General features: G+C 71.7%; 18 protein-coding genes and 1 tRNA gene. 14 read left to right on the top strand and 5 right to left on the bottom strand.

Annotated elements, in window-relative coordinates; all coding sequences use genetic code 11:
• Positions 1 to 35: 35 nt before the first annotated feature.
• Positions 36 to 3,296, bottom strand: a complete 3,261-nt coding sequence (locus ABGB17_RS03405) for a S8 family serine peptidase (RefSeq protein WP_347626210.1) — start codon at positions 3,294 to 3,296, stop codon at positions 36 to 38.
• Positions 3,297 to 3,416: 120 nt separating this feature from the next.
• Here ABGB17_RS03405 and ABGB17_RS03410 point away from each other — a divergent pair, with 120 nt between their 5' ends.
• Positions 3,417 to 4,418, top strand: coding sequence for a helix-turn-helix domain-containing protein (locus ABGB17_RS03410; RefSeq protein ID WP_347626211.1), 1,002 nt, complete (start codon positions 3,417 to 3,419; stop codon positions 4,416 to 4,418).
• Positions 4,419 to 4,434: 16 nt separating this feature from the next.
• Here ABGB17_RS03410 and ABGB17_RS03415 read toward each other — a convergent pair whose 3' ends face one another.
• From ABGB17_RS03415 to ABGB17_RS03425, 3 genes are all read right to left on the bottom strand, one after another.
• Positions 4,435 to 5,025 carry an AAA family ATPase gene (locus ABGB17_RS03415; RefSeq protein WP_347626213.1) on the bottom strand — a complete coding sequence of 197 codons (591 nt, stop codon included), beginning with the start codon at positions 5,023 to 5,025 and terminating at the stop codon, positions 4,435 to 4,437.
• Positions 5,026 to 5,085: 60 nt separating this feature from the next.
• Entirely contained in the window at positions 5,086 to 7,479 is a 2,394-nt protein-coding gene (locus tag ABGB17_RS03420) for a family 43 glycosylhydrolase (RefSeq protein ID WP_347626214.1), read from the bottom strand.
• 76 nt (positions 7,480 to 7,555) lie between these two features.
• Positions 7,556 to 10,126 carry a family 43 glycosylhydrolase gene (locus tag ABGB17_RS03425; RefSeq protein ID WP_347626215.1) on the bottom strand — a complete coding sequence of 857 codons (2,571 nt, stop codon included), beginning with the start codon at positions 10,124 to 10,126 and terminating at the stop codon, positions 7,556 to 7,558.
• 429 nt (positions 10,127 to 10,555) lie between these two features.
• Between ABGB17_RS03425 and ABGB17_RS03430 the strand changes: the two genes are divergently transcribed.
• A complete protein-coding gene (locus ABGB17_RS03430; protein WP_347626216.1) occupies positions 10,556 to 11,314 on the top strand; it encodes a class I SAM-dependent methyltransferase in 759 nt (252 codons plus the stop codon).
• A gap of 25 nt (positions 11,315 to 11,339) precedes the next feature.
• Here the strand turns inward: ABGB17_RS03430 and selD are convergent, their stop codons facing one another.
• Positions 11,340 to 12,338 carry a selenide, water dikinase SelD gene (selD, locus tag ABGB17_RS03435; protein WP_347626217.1) on the bottom strand — a complete coding sequence of 333 codons (999 nt, stop codon included), beginning with the start codon at positions 12,336 to 12,338 and terminating at the stop codon, positions 11,340 to 11,342.
• Between the two features lie 36 nt (positions 12,339 to 12,374).
• Here selD and selA point away from each other — a divergent pair, with 36 nt between their 5' ends.
• From selA to ABGB17_RS03495, 12 genes are all read left to right on the top strand, one after another.
• Positions 12,375 to 13,661 carry an L-seryl-tRNA(Sec) selenium transferase gene (selA, locus tag ABGB17_RS03440; protein WP_347626218.1) on the top strand — a complete coding sequence of 429 codons (1,287 nt, stop codon included), beginning with the start codon at positions 12,375 to 12,377 and terminating at the stop codon, positions 13,659 to 13,661.
• The gene (locus ABGB17_RS03445; RefSeq protein WP_347626219.1) at positions 13,652 to 15,352 is read left to right on the top strand and encodes a SelB C-terminal domain-containing protein; all 1,701 of its coding nucleotides are present in this window, start codon (positions 13,652 to 13,654) and stop codon (positions 15,350 to 15,352) included. Before selA ends, ABGB17_RS03445 begins: the two co-directional genes overlap by 10 nt.
• A gap of 89 nt (positions 15,353 to 15,441) precedes the next feature.
• Positions 15,442 to 15,535 (top strand) — tRNA-Sec (locus ABGB17_RS03450).
• Between the two features lie 82 nt (positions 15,536 to 15,617).
• Positions 15,618 to 16,367, top strand: a complete 750-nt coding sequence (locus ABGB17_RS03455) for a BTAD domain-containing putative transcriptional regulator (protein ID WP_347626220.1) — start codon at positions 15,618 to 15,620, stop codon at positions 16,365 to 16,367.
• Positions 16,368 to 16,461: 94 nt separating this feature from the next.
• On the top strand, positions 16,462 to 17,133 hold the full coding sequence (locus tag ABGB17_RS03460) for a hypothetical protein (protein ID WP_347626221.1): 672 nt from the start codon (positions 16,462 to 16,464) through the stop codon (positions 17,131 to 17,133).
• A 5-nt stretch (positions 17,134 to 17,138) separates the two neighbouring features.
• On the top strand, positions 17,139 to 17,648 hold the full coding sequence (locus ABGB17_RS03465) for a hypothetical protein (protein WP_347626222.1): 510 nt from the start codon (positions 17,139 to 17,141) through the stop codon (positions 17,646 to 17,648).
• 5 nt (positions 17,649 to 17,653) lie between these two features.
• Complete coding sequence (locus ABGB17_RS03470; protein WP_347626223.1) at positions 17,654 to 18,172, top strand: hypothetical protein; 519 nt, start codon at positions 17,654 to 17,656, stop codon at positions 18,170 to 18,172.
• A gap of 3 nt (positions 18,173 to 18,175) precedes the next feature.
• Positions 18,176 to 18,337, top strand: coding sequence for a hypothetical protein (locus tag ABGB17_RS03475; protein ID WP_347626224.1), 162 nt, complete (start codon positions 18,176 to 18,178; stop codon positions 18,335 to 18,337).
• 48 nt (positions 18,338 to 18,385) lie between these two features.
• Positions 18,386 to 18,904: a hypothetical protein gene (locus ABGB17_RS03480; protein ID WP_347626225.1), complete on the top strand. Its 519-nt coding sequence runs from the start codon at positions 18,386 to 18,388 to the stop codon at positions 18,902 to 18,904.
• The gene (locus ABGB17_RS03485; RefSeq protein ID WP_347626226.1) at positions 18,901 to 19,401 is read left to right on the top strand and encodes a MauE/DoxX family redox-associated membrane protein; all 501 of its coding nucleotides are present in this window, start codon (positions 18,901 to 18,903) and stop codon (positions 19,399 to 19,401) included. The genes ABGB17_RS03480 and ABGB17_RS03485 overlap by 4 nt, the downstream gene beginning before the upstream one ends.
• A gap of 34 nt (positions 19,402 to 19,435) precedes the next feature.
• The gene (locus ABGB17_RS03490; RefSeq protein WP_347626228.1) at positions 19,436 to 19,939 is read left to right on the top strand and encodes a hypothetical protein; all 504 of its coding nucleotides are present in this window, start codon (positions 19,436 to 19,438) and stop codon (positions 19,937 to 19,939) included.
• A gap of 31 nt (positions 19,940 to 19,970) precedes the next feature.
• Positions 19,971 to 20,339: a VOC family protein gene (locus ABGB17_RS03495; protein WP_347626229.1), complete on the top strand. Its 369-nt coding sequence runs from the start codon at positions 19,971 to 19,973 to the stop codon at positions 20,337 to 20,339.
• The last annotated feature ends 49 nt before the right edge of the window (positions 20,340 to 20,388 follow it).

Here is a 20,388-nt window from a genome sequence, read left to right on the forward strand (position 1 = left end):
CCGCCGCGTCCAGGCGGCGGGGTTCCCTGCGGGGGTCACTTGATCTCGTACGCCCTGATGACGGTCTCGGTGAAGGTGTTGCCGCCCGCGTCGGCGGCCTTGACGCGCAACGAGGCGAACCGGCCGTGGGCGGCGGACGGATGGCGGATGTCGGCGGACCAGGTGTCCTTGCCCGACGAGTTGACCTTCACGGACCGCCAGGTGCGGCCGTCGTCGAAGGAGACGTCCACGGTCATGGTGGTGACCTTCAGGTCGGGGGAGGCGTGCTGGCGCTGGACCTGGAGCGGGAGGCGCAGGTGGTCGCCCGTGGCGCGGTTGTGGTCGTCCAGGTCGGGGTTGATCTTGACGGCCAGCAGCGGCAGCACCTGACGCCTGCCCGGCTCGGGGGTCTTCGACCGGAAGCGCCACTCGGCGGTGACCCGGGTGGACACCCTGGTCATGGCCGCGGGGCGGTCGGCGGTCATGGTGAGGCGGTACTCACTCTCCTTGTCGTCCGCGGGCACGTCGGCGGTGCCGGTCAGGTAGTCGGCGGTGTAGACCTGCTTGCCGTCGCGGTAGAGCGCTGCCTGCGCGTCGGTGTACGTGCCGTAGGAGTAACGTTCCGGCACGCCGTCCTCGAACAGCGGGGTGACGAACTGCATCGTGTCGCCCTCGCGCCAGGAGAGATCGCCGTCCGGGAACAGCGAGGCGCCGAAGACGCCGGTGTTCCAGCGGTCGGAGGTCTTCTTGCCGGCGCGGTACGACGTGGTCCGGCCGAAGAAGAACTGGTCGAGGTCGTCCCAGCCCTCCGGCGGCTTCAACTGGGCGAACGACGGGTACCACGCGGTGTCGCCGGGGGAGTAGTACTCGGTCCTGTGGAAGGGCAGCGGGAACCGGGACACCCCGTTGTACGGCATCCACGCCATCTCCGTCCCGTACATCACGGGCAGGGCGTAGTGCTCGCCGGTCTTGCCGTCCTGCTGCGCGCCGTACGTCGAGGTCACCTCGGCGAGGTCGCGGCGGCGCGGCCGGTAGGAGGGGTCGGCGGGGACGCGCGGCTGGGCCCTCATCAGGTGGTAGAAGTACGGGCTCTCGTCGTAGGTGCCGTCGCCCTTCGGCTTGGCCCACTGCGTCCACTGGTAGAAGCCGAACTTCTTGCTCGCCGTGCGGGTCGTCGGGATCGCCTTGACGCCGCTGACGCGGTCGGCGCCCCACTGGTCGAACAGCTCGACGTCCACGCCGAGCGTCTGCACGCCCGGGACGATCTGGAGCATACCGAACATGCCGATCGCCAGCCGCGCCGTCGGCTCGTCCGTGCGCACGTCCGCCGGCCGGGCCTTACGGGCGTCGGCGGAGAAGACGTGGTCGGCGTCGAGCGTGAACTCCGGGTCGGCGGCCATCACCAGGGTGCCGTCATGGTCGGCCATGAGGGCGACGACCGTGTAGCGGTGGCCTCGCGGCAGCCGCAGGTCCAGCGAGCCGGTGGCGATGTCGTAGTTGCGCTGCACCTTGGCGTCGAGGTCGATGACCCCGGCGAACGCGGCCCGCGCGGGCGCGCCGTCCGTGCCGGTGAAGGTCAGCTTGACCGCGCGCTTCTCCGGTTCGACGCGCATGCCGACGCCGGTGCGCACCGAGACGCCGCCGCCGGTGGCGATGACGGTGCCGCTGAACACGCCGTTGGCGGACGGCGCGGCCGTGACCTTGACCTGCGCGGTGCCGTGCGCGGGCACCTCGACCGCGGTGGCGCCGAGCGTGAACGGGGTCACCACGGCGCCGTGGCCGTCCTTGGCCGTCACGCTCAGGTCCAGCCGTACGGCGGCGTCGCCGTCGTTGCGGTAGGTGAGCGTGCGCTCGACGGGGGAGGTGTGGGGCGCCTCGATCTCGCCGAAGCCCACCGCGGCGGGCTCGGCCGTGACCTGCTGGTTGACGGCACGGGCGACGTCCACACGGCCGGAGCCCTGCACGTAGGCGCCGAGCTCGTCGCCGGGGGCCGTGGAGGCCATCAGCGCGGCCTTGATCTGGCCGGCCTTCCAGTCCGGGTGCCGGCCCGCGACGATCGCCGCGGCTCCCGTCACGTGCGGCGTGGCCATGGAGGTGCCGCTCATCTCGGTGTAGGAGTCGTCCACGGGGATGCCGGCGAAGGTGTCGGCGGCCCTGGCGGCGACGATGCCCACGCCCGGCGCGACCAGGTCGGGCTTGACCGCGGCGTCCCCGACGCGCGGGCCGGTGCTGCTGAACTGGACGACGGTGTCGGCGTCGCGGAAGGAGGCGCCGACCGACAGCGCGTGGTCCGCGCTGCTCGGCGAGCTGAGGGTGTCGGTGCCCTCGTTGCCCGACGCGATGACGAACAACGTGCCGTACTTCTCCGACAGCGTGTTGACGGCCTGCTCCATCGGGTCGTCACCGGGCGTGTCGGGGCCGCCGAGGCTGAGGTTCGCGACGCGGGCGCCGTTCTCCGCCGCCCACGTCATGGCCTCGATGACGGCCGAGTCCGGGCAGTTGCCGCTCTGCTCGCAGACCTTGCCGATCAGCAGCTTCGCGCCGGGGGCGACGCCCTTGTACCGGCCGCCCGACGCGTCGCCCGAACCGGCGATCGTGGCGGCGACGTGGGTGCCGTGGCCGTTGAGGTCGCGGACGTCGGGCTCGGAGGTGAAGTTCTCGGCCTTGGCGACCAGGCCCTTGAGGTCGGGGTGGCCGGGGTCGTAGCCGCTGTCGAGCACCGCGACGGTGACGTCCTGGCCGCTGTAGCCGGCCTTCCACGCCTCGGGTGCGCCGATGTGGGGGACGCTGACGTCGAGGGACAGCTTTGCCTTGCCGTCCAGCCAGATCTTCTCGGGTGCGGACGCCGACCTGGCCGCCGCGGTGAGGGACTTCCACAGGGCGCCGTCGCGCGGCTCGCTGCGCGCGACGCCGTTGATCGCGGGCAGCGCACGCCCGCCCGCGACGCGCAGCGTGGCCGTCCCGGCGGGGTAGGTGACGATCAGGGGGAGCGCCGGGCTGGCGGCGTCGTCGTAACCGAGCTCGGCGAGCTTGGTGACGTTGAACAGGCGGGGGTCCAGCTTGTCGGCGGCCAGGAGCGGCATCGCGTCCACGGGGACGACGCTGAGCCCGTCCTCGGAGCGGCGGTGGATGAAGTTGATCTTCTCGCGGCCGGGGCCCGGCTTGACGTCGAGCTGGGTCTGCTTGTTCGGGAGCGGGCGGAGGGTGACCGTGTCGCCGGTGATCAGGGTGATCTTCTTCGGCGGTCCCGCCTTCGCGGCAGTGGTGGACGGGGCAGGGGAGGGAGTGGGGGTCGCCTGGGCCGGCGTCGCGGCCACGACCTGGGCCACTATCACAACGCCGACAAGGGCGGTTCTATGAAGCACGACCCGATTTCTAACTGTTTGCGAATTTTGGTGACAAGGTGATCGGCTGGCCTATTGCGGCGCTTGCCGGAAGTGGCCAAGATCGGAGACGTGCTCGATGACGGCCCGGCGCTGGAGATAGTGGGGATCAGCGCCTACGACGAGCGGATCTACCGCGGCGTACTGGCCAGCCCCGGCATCACGGTTCAGGAGCTCGTGCTGCGGACCGGTGAGAGCCCCGGCCGTGTCCAGTCCTCCCTGTCCAGGCTCCGCGCCAAGGGCATGGTCAGCCGCCTGTGGGGACGCTCGCCCCGCTGGACGGCGACCAACCCCGGCACCGCGATCCGCTCGCTGGTGCGCGGCGTGCAGAGCGAACTGGACCGCGTCACCGACACCGCCGACGCGCTGGAGACCGCCTTCCGCACCGCCGGCGAGGACCCCGAGGAGGGCGGCCGGTTCGAGATCCTGGCCGGCCCCGAGGAGATCGCCCGGTGGTACGTCCGGTTGCAGCAGGAGGCCAAGGAGGAGGTGCTGACCTTCGACCGCCCGCCCTACGTGCTGGACTACCGCAACCCCCTGGAAGGCGGCCGCCTCCGCGACGGCGTGCGCTACCGCGCCGTCTACGCCCCTGAGGCGTTCCAGCACGCCGGAGCCCTGGAGGAGCTGGAGAACCAGCTCAAGGCGGGCGAAGAGGCACGCGTGCTGCCCGGCCTGCCGTTCAAGATGGTGGTCGTGGACCGCCGCCTGGCCATCATGCCCCTGCACCAGGACGCCCCCCTGACCCGCAGCGTGCTGATCAGAGGTTCCACCGTGGTCGTGGCCCTCGCCGAGCTCTTCGACCGCCTGTGGGCCGAGGCCGTCCCGATGTTCCCCGAGATCCACGAGAACACCCCCGCCGGCCCCGAGGACCGCCTCACCCCCGACCGCCGCCTCCTCGCGCTCCTGTCCGCCGGCCTCAAGGACGACGCCATCGCCCGCCAGCTGGGCATGAGCCCCCGCAGCCTCCGCCGCCGCCTGCGCGACCTCCTGGACGACCTCGACGCCGAGACCCGCTTCCAGGCCGGCGCCCAGGCCGCCCGCCGCGGCCTCCTTTGACCTCGCCCGGAGAAGCTCAGCCGGCGGACCAGGACCGGATATGGTTCTCGATCGTCGCCGCGCGGTGCGCGACCTCACCGGGCGGGACGTTGATCAGCTCGTAGCCGTGCGCCCGGTAGACCTCCTCGTGCACGCGGCCGAAGGCCAGCGAGTCCTCGAAGGAGATCCGGCGCGCCGCGGTCGGCACCACGAAGCCGATCGGGTGGACGAGGAACACCCGCCGGTCGTAGACGTGCTCGCTCACGACGCGCCCCACCTCCGCGGCGAGGGCCGGGGACGCCGGGCGCCGCAGGAACCGGGCCAGTGCCAGGGTGCAGATCGGTGAGCGGTCGTAGATCTGGATCGCCGGTCCGGCGGCGTCCGCCGCCTCCTGCCGCCGCCGCTGCATGTCAACGATCATGTCCGTGAACCCGGGGGCGTTCCACGGCTCGTGATCACCTTGTTCCTGCCGCCAGGCGATGACGTCGGTGGCCGCTTCGTCGATCACCGTGTACCCACGCCCGCGCAGCTCGGCCGCGATCGCGGTCTTGCCGGCCCCCGGAGCACCGGTGAGGACATATCGCCTGGGCCGCCGCGAATTCGGTCCCCGCCCGTGTCCTGCGTTCATCATGCGACGCTACCGCGACCTGAAGGGGGCGGCCCGGTGGGTGCCGGGCCGCCCCGGTGGTCACGTGCAGGAGCGGGCGTCGTACGGCGCGGTCAGCGACGCCGACACCGGGTGGCCGTCGACGGTCGCGGTGGCCGTCACCGTGACCTCGCCGGCCGGCACGGTCGCGGCGTGGGTCGTGAAGGTGTGGGACTTCTGCTTGCCGGGGCGCAGGGAGCCGAACGGGTGGGTTCCGTACGGGGACGTCACCGACGCCTTGACGTGGACCTGCTCGTTGTTGGTCGCCCGCACCGTCACCTCGGCCCTGTCGGCCTTGGGGCCGGCGCACCTGGTGGACGCCGCCACGGACACGTCCAGCGCGGGCTTGGCCTCGAAGGACCAGGAGTCGAGCTCGAAGAGGTCCGCGCCGTCGGGGCCGGTGTAGGTGAAGTACACGTCGTGCACGCCGGTGACGCCGTCGAGCGGAGCGGTCAGGCTCGCCCACTGGCCGGTCGCGGCGGTGACGGGGATCGTCGCGGCCACGGGGCCGGTGCGGTCGTCGAGGCGGACCTGGATCTGCCCGCCTTCCGCGAGCGGGAGCACCTTGGCGGTGACGCTCGCGGCGCCCTTCTCGCCGAAGTCCACCGACGCGAGCGACGTCCAGTCACCGTTGTCGATGTCGTGCAGCACGAGGTTCGGTGCCTTGGTGCCGAACTCCTCCGAGGTGCCGTCGATCTTCTTCGTCGCGATGCCCTGCTGCCAGGCGATCTTCTCGGCCTCGGTCACCCGGTACGGATCGGCGTTCCGGATCTGGCCGACCCCGTCGAAGGTGCCGATCACCTCCTTGATCGTGCCGTCCTCGTCGAACGCGAGCTTGGCGATGTGCGGGCTGCGGAAGCCCTGCGTGGCGCCGCCGGTGATGCGGCGGTTGAGCGTCTGGGCGTGGTAGGTGAAGTAGTACTCGCCGCCGAGCTCGAACACCGACTGGTGGTTGTTGCCGCCGGCCCCGAAGTAGGTGCCGGGGTTGCGGAAGATGACACCCTTGTACGTCTCGGGCGTCCAGGGGCCCATCGGACTGTCGGCCATGAGGTACGCGATCGCGCCGGTCGGCGGGCCGTTCGGGTCCACGGGGCCGCCGGAGAACCCGAAGTTCGACGAGTAGGAGTAGTAATACTTGCCGTCGCGCTTGAACACGTGGCCCGCCTCGAACACCAGCGGCGCGTCGATGACCTCCGCCGAGCCGGACGTGCTGGTCATGTCGGCGCCGAGCTTGATCACGCGGGTGGACTTCGGGTGGTTGGTGTTCTCGTAGCTGCCCGACCCGTCGTCGCCGCCGCCACCGAAGTAGAGGTAGCCCTGGCCGTCGTCGTCGATGAACACCCCGGGGTCGAAGAGCCAGTTGCGGCCGTTCGACGCGCCGGGCGTGGCGCCGGTGACGAGCAGGCTGCCGCGTTCGTCGCGCCACGGGCCGAGCGGGGAGTCGCCGACGATGACGCCAGTGGCGGCGCCGTTGTTGGCGAAGTACAGGAAGAACTTCTCCTTGCCGTCGACGACCTTGCTCTCCATCGCGGGAGCCCACGACTGGGTGGCGTAGGGCGCGACACCGTTCGGGCCCGCGACGGGGATCTCGCCGTGGTCGACCCAGTTCACGAGGTCGTCCGACGAGATGACCGTGATCGTGTTGATGCCGCCGTAGGTGTTGGTCGGCGAGATCCCGTTGGGGCCGGGGTTGTACACCTGCGTGTCGTTCGTCATGTACAGGTACACGCGGCCGTCGTGGACGAAGGCGTTGCCGTCCGCGCCGAACTTGTGGGAGATGAGCGGGTTGCCCTCGCCGGGATTCTTGCCGAGCACCTCGATGGTCCTCGACGGCACGAACTCCGCGAGCGTCACGTCGTCGACCTTGAAGTCCATGAGGTGGGTGTCGGGGGCGGTCCCCGGCGACGACGTCCACGGCGTCTCGACGAAGATCCTCGCGGTCGTGACGCTCTGCCCCGCGGGAATCGTGAACGTGCCCTGGATGAGTCCCCACTGCCCGCGCGGCGCCGTCACCGTGCCGAGGTTGGTGTAGGTCGAGCCGCCGTAGTGCATGGTGACGAAGAACTGCTTGGTCGCCGGGCCGCCGGCGTTCTCGTACTTCACCCGCGCGGTGACCGAGTAGGTCTTGCCGGCCTGCACCTTGCCGGAGAGGTCCTGCATCGGGCCTGAGCCGGTCGTCGTCCGGCCGGTGACGAGGACGGCGCCCGAACCGGTGTAGGCGTCCGTGGTCGGCGACAGTACGGCGCCGTCGCCGGCGTTCCCGTTGTTCGGGAACCAGCCGGCGAGGCCGTCCTCGAACCCGCCGTTCACGACGAGATTCGGCCCTGCGGCCCGCGCGGGCGCCGCCGTGACGGCGGCCCCCGTGGCCAGCAGGGCGCCGGCCGCCGCGACCGCGGCGACCCGTCGTCGGATGGCCCTGCGTAAACGCTGCTGCACGAGACATACTCCTTGATCTCTGACGTGCGCCCCGGGGCTCCTGGGCGCCCCGGGGGGAGAGGCGCTGTGCCGGGGATCAGGCGCGGAGCCGGGCCAGTTGGTAGCTGAGTGCCCGCTCCGGCGCGTCGATCTGGTTCTGGGTGCCGGGCTTGCCGGCCCGCGCCGCCTTCGCGTCGCGGAGCGCGGCCTGCATCGTCTTCCAGTCGTCCTTCGGGTAGTCGTGCTTGCGGAGGGTCCTGGCGTAGGCGATGGCCGCGTCGAGGCGGCTCGTGTCGAGCGGCAGGCCCTGCGCGGTGAGCGTGTCGCTGAGCAGGTAGTAGTCGAAGTCGACGTGCCCGCCCGTCTGCCGTGTCGCGTAGTTGAACAGGCCGACCCGGTGCCCCATGAAGTGCGCGAGGCTGCCGTCCAGCGTCTGCGGGCCGACGCGGCCGCCGAGCGGGGTCCACTTCCGCCCGTCCAGGCTGTAGGAGAACGTCGTCCACAACTGCCCGGCCGGTGACGCGAAGTCGAGGTCCGCCTTCACGTACACCTTGGTCGCGTCACCCAGCGGCACCGTCGTGCCCGGCACGAAGTTCTCCAGCGTCGCCTGGTCGAGGTTCACCGCGAACGGCTGCACCCGGTTGACGACGCCCAGCGTGTTCCGGCCGCCTTCGCGCTTGACCGCCACGTACGAGAACCCGCGGTTGTAGGCGGCCAGGCCGGCGACGTCGCCGTCCTTCATGCGGGAGATGTCCATCTTGGTCTCGGCCGACTGCCGTGGGCCGAACGTGCGCTGCGAGAGCGTGTTCCGTGCCTCCTCGAACCACGCGAGCTCGGCGCGGTTGGAGAGCTTGGTGTAGACGTACTGGCCGGTGACCACCTTGCCGGTCGTCAGCCGCAGCCACCCCTTGCGGTCGGTGAGCGACCAGTACCGGTTGTCGGGGGCGTGGTTCCACTCCCACGCCATGTCCAGCCGCGACCCGTTGGGGGCGATCTCCTTCTCGGCGGGGTACTCGGCGGTCACCGGTTGCCCCACGACGGAGACGTCGTCGATCAGGTATTCCACGCTGGAGGACGGCGGTTGCGGGTTGGCCCACGGCGTCTCCACCGCGAACTTGAAGTTGCCGAGGTCGGCCGTCGCCGGGACCGTGAACTGGCCCGACACCGTCGTCCACTGCCCGGCGGGCACGTTGCCCGACGCCATCACCTGGACGCCGGAACCCCAGTCGGCGGCGAGGTTGAACCGCACGCTGCCCGGGCCCGACGTGTACTTGATCTTCGCCGACACGGTGTAGGTCACGCCGTGCTGCATCGTGCCGTTCAGGAACTGGTTCGGGCCGGAACCGTTGAGCGTGCGGCCGCTCACCTTCAGCGCCGCCGACCCCGAGGCCGGGTCCGCCGTGTCCCGGCTGAGCGTGGCGCCGAACTGCGCGGCCCACGGTGAGACCGCCTCGGACTCGAACCCGGGGTTCTGCAGCAGCTCGACGCCGATGAGCGACTCGTCGATGTCCGGCGGCTCCGGGATCGTCCACTGCTCGTCCATGTACGCCTTGTGCGGCGCGTCGTTGTCGAAGTCGTCCGAGGCGACGACGCTCTTCTGGCGCTCCACCGCCTCCTGCTCCGGGCTGAGCTTGATCGGCTTGGCGAACACGCCGTCCACCGGCACGACCCCGTTGTTCCCGAACGTCGGCCACCCGTCCTGCCACGTGGCGGGGATGAGCGCCGGGATGCGGCCGATCGGGAACGTGTCGCGGAAGAACATGCCGTACCAGTCGGTCGCGCCGCCCTCACGTGCGATGGGCACGAGACTGCCCTGCGCGAAGCCGTTCGAGTTGAGCACCCCCCGCGCCTCGTAGGTGTTCACGCCACCCGCCGAGGTGTAGCGCCCGAGCAGCTCCTTCGAACGGAACATGACGACCTGGCGCCCCTGCCCCGACGGCCAGGTGATGATGACCGCGTAGTAGTAGCCGTCGATGTGGTAGAACTGCGCACCTTCGAACAGGCCGCCGATGAACGGCTGCCCGGCGTAGTTCGCCGCCGTGAAGATGTTCGGGTAGTCCTGCACGATGGCCGTCAGGTCGGAGCTGAGACGTACGGCGCTCGTCCCGCCGGACCCGTAGAAGATGTACGGCGTGCCGTCCACGTCGAAGAACAGCGAAGGGTCGTGCAGGCCGCGCCCGAGTGCCGTGCGCTCCCACCTGCCGTTCTCGATGTCGTCGGTGCGGTAGAGGTACGCGCCCCCGAGGTTGTTGGTGTTGAAGGCGACGTAGAACATGCCGTCGTGGTAGCGCAGCGACGACGCCCACTGCCCCTGCCCGTAGGAGTTCTGCCCGTTGCGCAGCGAGAAGGAGTCGCCGATGCTCGCCCGGTCGAAGACGTAGTTGACGATCTCCCAGTTCACGAGGTCGTATGACTTCATGATGGGAGCACCCGGGCTGAGGTGCATCGTCGTACTGATCATGTAGTAGACGTCGCGGCCCTCGCCGTTCTCCGCGGCCGGCACCCGCTCCACGCTGATGTCCGGCACGTCGGACCGGAGAAGGGGCACGGAATACGTGCCGTCGCCCTTGTCGGTCGACGTGTACGACGATGCGGGCGACCAGCCGGCGGCCTGCGCCGGGCTACCCATGGACACAAGCCCGGCGCAGAGCATCACGCCGGCCGTCACCACCGAGATCCCCCATCTGGACCTTCTGTGTGTTAGCGCTAACAAGAATCGACGTTGCTGGGACCGCTCCCTGACGGGCATCGACATTGCGAACTCCAGACGCGAATGTGACGTGCGTGTTAATACTGTGATCGCTAACATGCCCTGTCAAGACTCAACGATCATCCGTCAACCCCCGCGTAATCCCGTTGAGACGCCGCGACGCGGGCCGTACGCTGGCCGTGATTGCTCCCGCCGGGTCAGGCCCGGCCGATCACGAGAAGGCGATGCCATGGTCACCGCCCGGTCACTCCGGGGCGGTTGAGGCGACGGCCGTCGCGGCGGCCGATGTGCGCGTACGCACGCGCCTGTTCGTCGTGCCCCGGTCTCGCGGAGATCTTCTCGTCCGCGCGGCGCCGGTCGCCGCGCACCTGATCCGGAGCACATGGAATGTCGCACGACTCCCTGTCCGCGTGGTACGCGGACTTCTTCACCGAACTGCCCAACGCCTTCTGGCGGGCCGCGGTACCCGCGAGCACGACCGATGCCGAGGTCGGCTTCGTCATCCGCCTGGCCGGGGTCCGTCCCGGTCACCAGGTGCTCGACGTGGCGTGCGGCAGCGGCCGGCACGCACTCGAACTGGCCCGGCGCGGTTACCGGGTCACGGGCCTGGACGTCTCGGCCGAGGCCATCGGGTACGCCCGTGCCGTCGCCGCGGGCGAAGGGCTCGACATCGACCTGCGCCAAGGGGACATGCGGACGCTTCCCGGCGACGTCCGGCCCGGCGTGGCGATGTGCATGGGCAACGTCTTCGGCTACCTGGAGCATGCCGCTACGCGGGAGTTCCTCGCGGGCCTAGCCGGGCTCGTCGTCCCCGGAGGCACGCTCGTCCTGGACTACGCGTTCGTGGCCGAGTCGCTGCTGCCGAACCTGACCCTGGAGGAGCCGCCGATGACGATCGGCGGTGTCGAGGCCGTCTCGGTCAACGAGTACGACGTGGTGAACAGCCGCTGGCTCACCTCGTTCACCTTCCGCCGGGGCACACAGGAGCACCGCGGGACCTCGGTGCAGCACGTCTACACCGCGGCGGAGGTCGGCCGCCTGGTCACCGAGGCCGGGTTCACCGGGGTCGAGCTGTACGGCGGCACCGACGGCACGCCGTTCCGGTTCGGCAGCCCCCGGCTGCTCCTGGTGGCGCGACGGCCGTAGGCCGGCTTGAGCACACGGTCGCCGTCTATCTGACGACGACCGTGTGCTCTCCCCGGGGCACCAGCTCGCCGATCACCGGGACTCCCGGCAGCTCTCCGGCGATCAGCAGCCCTCCGGAGGTCTGGGCGTCGGCCAGCAGGAGCATGGTCTCCTCGTCGGCCTCGCTCGTGAGGTGACCGGCCACCCAGCCGAGGTTGCGGCGTGACCCGCCGGGGACGAAACCGTCCCGTACGGCCTCGCGGGCGCCCTCCAGGAGCGGGACCGCGGTCCGGTCGAGCACGGCGGTCACGTTCGAGGCCCTGGCCAGCTTGAACAGGTGGCCGAGCAGGCCGAAGCCCGTCACGTCGGTCGCGCAGCGTACGCCGGCCCGTACGGCCGCCTCGCTCGCGTCCGCGTTGAGCCGGGTCATGGTGGCGACCGCCTGGGGGAAGACCTCACCGGTCGCCTTGTGCCGGTTGTTGAGCACGCCGAGGCCGAGTGGCTTCGTCAGGGACAGCGGCAGGCCGGGGCGTCCGCCGTCGTTGCGCATCAGGCGGCCGGGGTCGGCCAGGCCGGTGACCGCCATGCCGTACTTGGGTTCGGCGTCGACGACGCTGTGGCCGCCCGCGACGTGGCAGCCCGCCAGGGCGGCGACGTCGGCGCCGCCGCGCAGGACCTCGCGGGCGAGGTCGTAGGGCAGGGTGTCGCGGGGCCAGCACAGCAGGTTGAGCGCCATCAGGGGGCGGCCGCCCATGGCGTACACGTCGGAGAGCGCGTTGGCGGCGGCGATGCGGCCCCAGTCGAAGGGGTCGTCCACCACGGGGGTGAAGAAGTCGGCGGTGCTCACCACCGCCGTGCCGCCCTCGATCCTCACGACGGCGGCGTCGTCCCCCGTCTCGAGCCCGACCACCAGCTCGCCGAGCGGGTCCTCCGGGGCGGTGGCACCCATGCCCGCCAGCACGTCCTCCAATTCACCGGGGGGAATCTTGCACGCGCAGCCGCCGCCTCGGGCGTATTGGGTCAGCCTCAGCATGATCAGAATCATTGCGCGCGTAGCGGTATTGCGATATCCCGATAAGTCATGACTGATCCGCGTCGTCAGATCCCCCGGACCGATGCCGTCCTGGACGATCCCCGCGTCGCGCCGATCGTCGCGCGGATGGGCAGGGAACGGGTGAAGGCGGCCGTCCACGCCGCGCAACGACGGGCGAGAAGCGGCGAGATCAGCCCCTCGGACGTCCGCGACGAGGCGCTGCGGACCCTGCCGGTCGACGGCCCGCGCCAGGTGATCAACGCCACCGGTGTGCTCCTGCACACCAACCTGGGCCGGGCGCCGCTGTCCACGGCCGCCCTCGACGCCGTCCGGGTCGCGGGCGGCACCACCGACGTCGAGTTCGATCTCACCACCGGCCGCAGGGGACGGCGTGGCAGGGCCGCCCTGGCCGCGCTCGCGCACGCCGTGCCGGCCGCGGAGGCGGTGCACGTGGTCAACAACAACGCCGCGGCGCTGGTGCTGGTCGCGACCGCTCTGGCGCGGGACCGGGAGATCATCATCAGCCGGGGTGAACTCGTCGAGATCGGCGACGGGTTCCGCCTGCCCGAGCTGCTGGAGTCCACCGGCGCCCGGCTGCGCGAGGTGGGCACCACCAACCGGACGTCCGTGGCCGACTACGCCACCGCCGTCGGCCCGCGGACCGGTTTCGTGCTGAAGGTCCACCCCTCGAACTACCGGATCGAGGGATTCGCCGCCACCCCGTCCGCCGGCGACCTGACCGGCCTCGGTGTCCCCCTGGTCGCCGACATCGGCTCCGGGCTGCTGGCGCCGGAACCGCTCCTGCCGGACGAACCCGACGCGGCGACGTGGCTGCGCGCCGGCGCCGACCTGGTCACCGCCAGCGGGGACAAACTGCTCGGCGGCCCCCAAAGCGGTCTGCTGCTCGGACGCGCCGAGCTGGTGGAGCGCGTGCGCAGGCATCCCCTGGCCCGCGCGCTGCGCGTGGACAAGCTGACCCTGGCCGCCCTGGAAGCCACCCTCGTGCACGCCGCCAACCCCACCCGCGACGCCCTGCGCGCGGACCCGGCGGACCTGCGCCGCCGGGCCGCCACGCTGGCCGGACGGCTGGCCGCGGCCGGGGTGAAGGCCGAGGCCGTGGACACCGGGGCCGCGGTCGGCGGCGGGGGCGCGCCCGGCGTCGAGCTGCCGAGCGCGGCGGTCGCCGTGGACGCCGCGCTGGCCGCTCCTCTGCGCCTCGGGACCCCGGCGGTGGCCGGCCGGGTGGAGGGCGGGCGGTGCCTGCTCGACCTGCGGGCCGTCCCGCCCGAACAGGACGCGGACCTGCTCGGCGCGGTGGTGGCCGCGTGCTCGTGATCGCGACCGCGGGGCACGTCGACCACGGCAAGTCGGCCCTGCTGCGCGCGCTGACCGGCATGGAGCCCGACCGCTGGGAGGAGGAGCGGCGGCGCGGGCTGACCATCGACCTCGGGTTCGTGTGGACCGGCGCGCTCGCCTTCGTCGACGTGCCCGGCCACGAGCGGTTCATCGCCAACATGCTGGCCGGGGTGGGCCCCGCCCCGGCGGTGCTGTTCGTGGTGGCCGCCGACGCGGGATGGGCCGTCCAGTCCCAGGAACACCTGGAGATCATCGACGCGCTCGGCATCTCGTGCGGCGTGCTCGCGGTCACCCGCGCCGACCTCGCGGACCCCGCGCCGGCCATGGCGGACTGCCGGGAACGGCTCGCCGGCACCAGCCTGGCGGACGTCCCGATGGTGGCGGTCAGCGCGGTCACCGGGCACGGGCTGCCCGAGCTGCGCGGGCTGCTGGCGTCGCTCCCCCCGCCCGAGCCCGCGCCGGACGCCGACGTACGCCTCTGGATCGACCGGGTCTTCACCGTCGAGGGGCGGGGGACCGTCGTCACCGGGACGCTCGGCGCGGGCACGATCCGCGTCGGGGACCGGCTCCTGGCGGGTGGGCACGACGTGCGCGTCCGGGGCCTGCACAGCCTCAAGCAGGCCAGGGCCGAGGTCGGCGGCCCGGCCAGGGTCGCGGTGAACCTCCGTGGCGGCGGCCGTCCGCGGCGCGGTGACGCGCTGGTGACGCCCGGCAGATGGCTCGGCGTGCCGGCGGCCGACGTCCGGTTCTCCGGCGAGGGCCACCCCCCTGAGCACGTGATCTGGCACATCGGGACCGCGGCGGAACCCGCCCGGGTACGGCCCCTCGGCGACGACACCGCACGGGTGACCCTGGCCAGGGGACTTCCGCTGCGCATCGGCGACCGGGCATTGCTCCGCGATCCGGGCAGCCGCCGCGTCCGGCGGGCCGTGGTGCTCGACGTACGCCCGCCGGAGCTGCGCCGCAGGGGAGCGGCGAAGGCGCGGGCGGCCGAGCTCAGGGACATGAGCGGGTCGCCCGACGGCGCGGCCGAGCTGCGGCGGCGCGGCCTCGCGAGACGCGACGAGCTGGCCGCCATGGGGGCCCCGGCGACGGCCGCCCCGGTCGCGGGGGAGTGGGTGGCCGACCCCGCGCACTGGGCGGCGCTGCGGGCGCGGCTGGTGGAGCTCGTGACCGCGCACGCCGTACGGAACCCGGCCGATCCGGGGATGGCCGCGGAGACGGCACGGCAGGCGCTCGGCCTGCCGGACCGTGCGCTCGTGGACGCCCTGGCGGCGGGCACCGCGTTGCGGCAGGTACGCGGGCGGCTGACGGCGGCGGCGCCCGCGCTCGCCCCCGGCATCGGGGAGCTGCGGCGCGGTTGGGCCGCCGACCCGTTCGCGGCCCCGGACGCCGAGCGGCTCGCGGAGCTCGGCCTGGACGCGCGTTCCCTGGCGGCGGCGGAGGCGGCCGGGGAACTCCTGCGCCTGGCACCTGGCGTCGTCCTGCCGCCCGGAGCCGTGGAGGCGGCGGCCGGCGTGCTCGCCCGGTTGCCTCAGCCGTTCACGGCGGCGGACGCGCGGGTCGCGCTTGGCACGTCCCGCCGGGTGGTCATTCCGCTTCTCGAACACCTCGACCGGAGGGGGCTGACCCAACGGAAGGACAAGTTGCTGCGTGAGATTCCGCCATAGACCTTAAGCGTGTCGATACAGGCATATCTCGCGATATGCCTAGTAATTGGCAGGTGAAAGAAGATCGAGGGCTTGGTACGGTTCCCGATGGAGACGTCCAGGTGCCTGGTGGCCCTCCTGGTCTTCAAAACCGGTGGCGCCGAGGATCTCGGCGCGGCGGGTTCGATTCCCGTCCGTCTCCGCTGCCGTCGTGAGCGCCGATCGTCTCTGATGTGGGATTTCTTGTTTGGTGGGGCAACCAACTATCGGGTCGGCTGGAGTTTCCATGAGATTTCTCCTGCTCGGGCACTTCGAGATCCATCAACCGGACGGCAGGCTCCTCGCCGTGACCCGGATCAAGCATCGCCAGTTGCTCGCGCTTCTGCTGCTCGACTCGCCGCACGCGGTCTCGACCGACCGCTGCATCGCCGCGCTCTGGGGTGAGGACGCCCCGCCGTCCGCGCGGCGCAACCTGCAGACGTACGTCGCGGAACTCCGCAAAGGCCTCGTCTGCTCCGGCGTGTCCATCGAGACCGTGCCAGGCGGATACCGGGTGACGGACGTCGCCGACCGCCTCGACCTGTCGGCCTTCGAGGCGATGCGGTCCGGGGCGGCGAAGGCCCTGAGCGCGCGGGACGACACGGCGGTCGTGCAGATGCTCAGGGACGCGCTCGACCTGTGGCGCGGATCGGCGCTGCAGGACCTCGCGGACAGCTCCGACGCGCTCAGGAACGCCGCGACCCAGCTCAACGAACGCCGCATGGCCGCGGTGAGCGACTTCGCGGGCGGGTGCATCCGGCTCGGGGCGTACGAGGAGGCCATCGACCAGTTGCGCGTCGCCGTCACCTGGGCCCCGCTGCGGGAGGACCTGCGGGCCCAGCTCATGCTGGCCCTGCACAAGAGCGGGCGGCGGGCGGACGCGTTGCTCGCGTACCACGAATGCAGGGCCGCCCTGGTGGAGCGGATCGGCGTCGGGCCGTCCCAGACGCTGACGATCCTGCACGACCGGATCCTGATGGAGGACCGAAGCCTGTGATCCCGCCGTGTGGCGGGCGTGTGGCGGCTGTGTGGCGATCGTGGTGAACGATCGATGACCCTGACAGGGAACCCGGATCATTAGGAGTGGTGCCATGCCAGCACGTACCCCCGACGGCCGGACCCTGGCCGTCGACGGCAGCCCCCAACCGTTCACCATGGGCTGGAGCTACATGGTGTGGGCTTACGGCGAGGACGGTGCCCTCCGCTTCCACACCGCGGCCGCCGGGGCACGTGAACTGATCGCGCGCCACCTCGGCGAGTACGACCGGCTCACCGTCCGCGAGGTCTCCTGGAACGGAGCCCGGCTGGTCTCCCACGAGGACCCGGCGAACGGCGGCACGACGATGTTGTGGATCGGGCCGCACCACGAGGTCTACACCTACGTCCCTGGGCTGAACGTGCCGTTCGAGGCGTTCATGGCCCAGTTGGCCCCCTTCGACGTGCGGGACGCCCCCGACGGGGTCGTCCTCGCCCCGCGGGCCGGGTCCAGTACACGGCTCGCCAACCTGCTCGCCTTCAACACCCTGGAAGGGGTGTGCTCGGTGCAGGTGAACCCGGCGGCGGAACTGCCCGCGCCGGGGGGTCCCGGCAAACGGGTCCGGGGCGGCGCGCTGTGGAAGCTCGACGAGCGGCGCGCGGACGGGCGGGTGCTGCGCTCGGCCGTCCTGGCCAACGAGACGACGACCGCGACCCTCATCGCGCGGCAGGCCGACGACCCGCGCTTCGCGGCCGTCGCCGACTCCATCAAGTTCAAGCTGAACTGACGGCCATGCAGAACGTCGTCAACTCCCTGGCCGTGTTCGCCTTCCTCGGCATGGTCATCTCGCTGTTCGCCGTCTCCGCCCTGCTCAAGATGGTGCGCGAGCTGCGACGGGCGGTGCTCGCCACGCCCGTCCCCGCCACCGCCACCGTCCGCCGGGTCGCCCGGTTCGCGTCCCCCGACGGCCTGCCCACCTTCGTCCTCGTGGTCTCCGAGCAGTGCCTGAGCTGCCGCGAGCGCGCCGCCCGTCTGGCCGCGATCCCGCCCGGTCTGATCCGGGGACACCTGACGCTGCTGAGCGCGAGCGCGGCGTGCGCGCGGTGGGCCGAGGGCGCGGACCACATCCGTGCCGTCACCGACGCGGACCTGCTGGGCTCGGTGGCGGTCGGCGCGACCCCGTCGCTCGTCAGGTACGCCCCCGACGGAACCGAGGAGTGGCGCCGCGTCGTGGGGTCCGACGGGGACCTGGAGCGGCTCCTGGACATGTCCGAATCTTCGAACGTCTCGAACGTGAGGTGAACAGCATGACCGTCAACGCGAGCGACTACTGGTCCAGCGTCCCGTCGGCGGACGAGGAACCCGACCCGGCCCCCCGGCCGCGCCGTGCGGCATGGCCGAAGGTGTCCCGGCGGACGATGTTCAAGTCGGTCGGCGTGCTCGGCGGCGCGCTCGCCCTGAACGTGGTGGGCGCCCTGCCGCCCGCGCGCATCAAGGGTGCCTCGGCGACCGTCGGGACGGAGTGGGGCAACTGCGGCGACCCCGGGTACAACGGCTGGGCCGGCTACCGCGACGGCACCACCCAGGTCGTGTGCGTGGGCGCGCCGTACTCCAGCGGCTACTGCGGCAGCGACGGCTGGTTCCGCACCGACGGCAACTCCTACTCGTACTACACCCCGGTCAGGGCCTGCGGCGAGGGCGGCGTCACCAAGAGGAACGCCTGGCGCTGGACGTACAGCGGGACACCGTACCGCTGCGCCGACGGCACCTTCACGGTCTACGGGTCGGGCACCACGTTCTACATCTGCTCCCGAGCGAACCCCTGAGCCATGGACGCACGCGCACTCACCGCCCCCCGGGTGGCGGTGGGCCTGTTCCTCGCCGCGCTGGCACTGGCCGCGACGAACCAGGTCTGGACGGGGCGTTTCGACCTGCTCGCCTGGACGCTGATGGGCATCACCGCCGGGTTCTCCCTGTCGGGATCCGTTTGAAGCCTCAACTCGGCGGATCTGCTCACCTCGTCGGTCTGGCGGGGACAGGTGACGGCGTTCTCGACCGGTCTCGTCGTGGGCGGGCTGGTCTCGGGGACGGTCGTCGGGGCCCTCGGAGGCCTCGTTTCCGTGGTGCCGGTGACCGGACGGTTCTGGCTCCTCGTGCCGCTGGTCGCGGTGATCATGGTGTTCGAGTTCGCGGGACGGCCGCTGCAGCTCGTCCAGAACCGCAGGCTCGTCCCCCAGGAGATCATCCCGCGTAACCGCTTCGACGGCCCGTTCCAGTTCGGCTTCGAGATGGGCACCGGGGTACGCACCTTCACCCCCACCGCGCTGCCGCACGCCCTGGTGCTCGCGGTCGTCCTCATCGGCGGCATCCTCCCCGGAGTGCTGGCGGGCCTCGGCTTCGGCCTCGGCCGCGTCCTGATGCCCCTCACCCGGTCGTCGAGCGGCGACCCCGCACGGTGGGACCGCGACCTCCTCCGCTGGCTCGCCTGGGTGGGCCGCCTCTGCGCCGCCGGCTTCCTGCTCTCGCTCCTGGTCGTCCTCCTCGGCGGCCTGCCGTGATCCTGATCGCCGACGTGGCCCTGGCCGGCGCCGTTCTCCTGGTGGTGGCGGGCGTGCGGCACCTGACCCGCGGGGACGGGACCCTTCGCGGGCACGGCCTGCTGCCACCATGGCTGATCCGCTGCGCCGTCCTCGCCGAACCGCTGATCGGCCTCGCGGCGATCGCCACGTGGGTGGCCGGTGACGGCACCCGCTACGCCTGGCCGGCCGCCGCGGCGTGGCACGCCGCCCTCGCCGGCTACCTCACCGTCCTGCTGCGCGCCCGAGGCCGGGTCCCCTGCGGCTGCCTGGACGCCGTGACCCCCGCGTCCCCCCTGAAGATCGCCATCGCGGTACTGCTGTCGGCCGCGAGCGCCGCGGCGTGCGCCGTCCCGCCTCCCCCCGAAGCCCTCACCCGCCTTCTCCACGTCCTGCCCGCCGCCTTCGCGGCCCTCCTGGCGGTCGTCGCGGCGGACACGGCCGACCTCGCGGGAACCTCAGGCGACCGAGGGCCGTAGTCAGAGTGTCGATCCCCTCCGAGGAGGCACCCAGATGACGCGCTGGACGCTGATCCCCCTGGCGGCCACCCTGATCGGCTTGTCCGCCTGCGGCGGCGCCACCGCCGCGAACCCCACCCCCTCCCCTCCCCAGGTCCTGCTGAACCCGTCGCAGCTACCGGGAGGCCCGTGGGAGACCGCAAGCACCGGCACCGCCCGCTGGCCCGACCTGGAACAGCACCTCGTCCCCTGCGGCCGGCGCGTCATCGCCCCAGCCGACGCCGAGGTCCACTACCGCGTCTTCCGCTCCGACGACACCAAGGTCGTCGAACTGGCCGTCTCCGGCCTGGACCCGACCCAAGCCTTCAAACGCTTCTACGCCGAATGCGGCGCGGTAGGCGACGTGGACAGCGAACCCGGCCCCCACCACGTGGCCACCCATGACGGCAAGACCGAGATCGCCACCTTCACGGACACCCACCTGATCGTCATCAGCGGCACCGCCCCGGCCGAAACCCTCAACAAGATCGCCGCCACCGCCAGGACCCAAGCCTCCTGACCCCCGTTTTCTGTCACACCCCCCGTGCAGAATGACCCCCATGCATCGACACCACACCATCGACTACACAGAACTCACCGTCACCGACCTCGACCAGGCCAAACACTTCTACACCGAAGCCTTCGGCTGGCAGTTCACCGACTACGGCCCCGACTACGCCGGCATCCGAAGCCCCGACCCCGAATCCCCCGAAGCAGGCGGCCTCCGCAAATCCGAAGAGCCGGCCCCCACCGGCGGCCCCCTGGTCCTCCTCTACTCAACCGACCTCGACGCCACCGTAGAAGCCGTCAAGAACGCGGGAGGCCAGGTAGTGAACGGCCCCTACGCCTTCCCCGGCGGCCGCCGCTTCCACTTCACCGACCCGAGCGGCAACGAGCTCGGCGTCTGGGCCGAAGCGTAGGCCCCGATCCGCGTTTGGTGACGGCCCGCCCAGGCCACGGCTCACGTCC

Source organism: Sphaerisporangium sp. B11E5 (genome assembly GCF_039871875.1).
Taxonomy (GTDB): Bacteria; Actinomycetota; Actinomycetes; order Streptosporangiales; family Streptosporangiaceae; genus Sphaerisporangium.

Excerpts from the sequence above, each read along its gene's own strand:
- ABGB17_RS03475 (WP_347626224.1), top strand. The coding sequence starts at position 18,176 with ATGGACGCACGCGCACTCACCGCCCCCCGGGTGGCGGTGGGCCTGTTC.
- ABGB17_RS03465 (WP_347626222.1), top strand. The coding sequence starts at position 17,139 with ATGCAGAACGTCGTCAACTCCCTGGCCGTGTTCGCCTTCCTCGGCATG.
- ABGB17_RS03495 (WP_347626229.1), top strand. The coding sequence starts at position 19,971 with ATGACCCCCATGCATCGACACCACACCATCGACTACACAGAACTCACC.
- selD (WP_347626217.1), bottom strand. The coding sequence starts at position 12,338 with ATGATTCTGATCATGCTGAGGCTGACCCAATACGCCCGAGGCGGCGGC.
- ABGB17_RS03470 (WP_347626223.1), top strand. The coding sequence starts at position 17,654 with ATGACCGTCAACGCGAGCGACTACTGGTCCAGCGTCCCGTCGGCGGAC.
- ABGB17_RS03430 (WP_347626216.1), top strand. The coding sequence starts at position 10,556 with ATGTCGCACGACTCCCTGTCCGCGTGGTACGCGGACTTCTTCACCGAA.
- ABGB17_RS03460 (WP_347626221.1), top strand. The coding sequence starts at position 16,462 with ATGCCAGCACGTACCCCCGACGGCCGGACCCTGGCCGTCGACGGCAGC.
- ABGB17_RS03415 (WP_347626213.1), bottom strand. The coding sequence starts at position 5,025 with ATGAACGCAGGACACGGGCGGGGACCGAATTCGCGGCGGCCCAGGCGA.
- ABGB17_RS03455 (WP_347626220.1), top strand. The coding sequence starts at position 15,618 with ATGAGATTTCTCCTGCTCGGGCACTTCGAGATCCATCAACCGGACGGC.
- selA (WP_347626218.1), top strand. The coding sequence starts at position 12,375 with ATGACTGATCCGCGTCGTCAGATCCCCCGGACCGATGCCGTCCTGGAC.
- ABGB17_RS03490 (WP_347626228.1), top strand. The coding sequence starts at position 19,436 with ATGACGCGCTGGACGCTGATCCCCCTGGCGGCCACCCTGATCGGCTTG.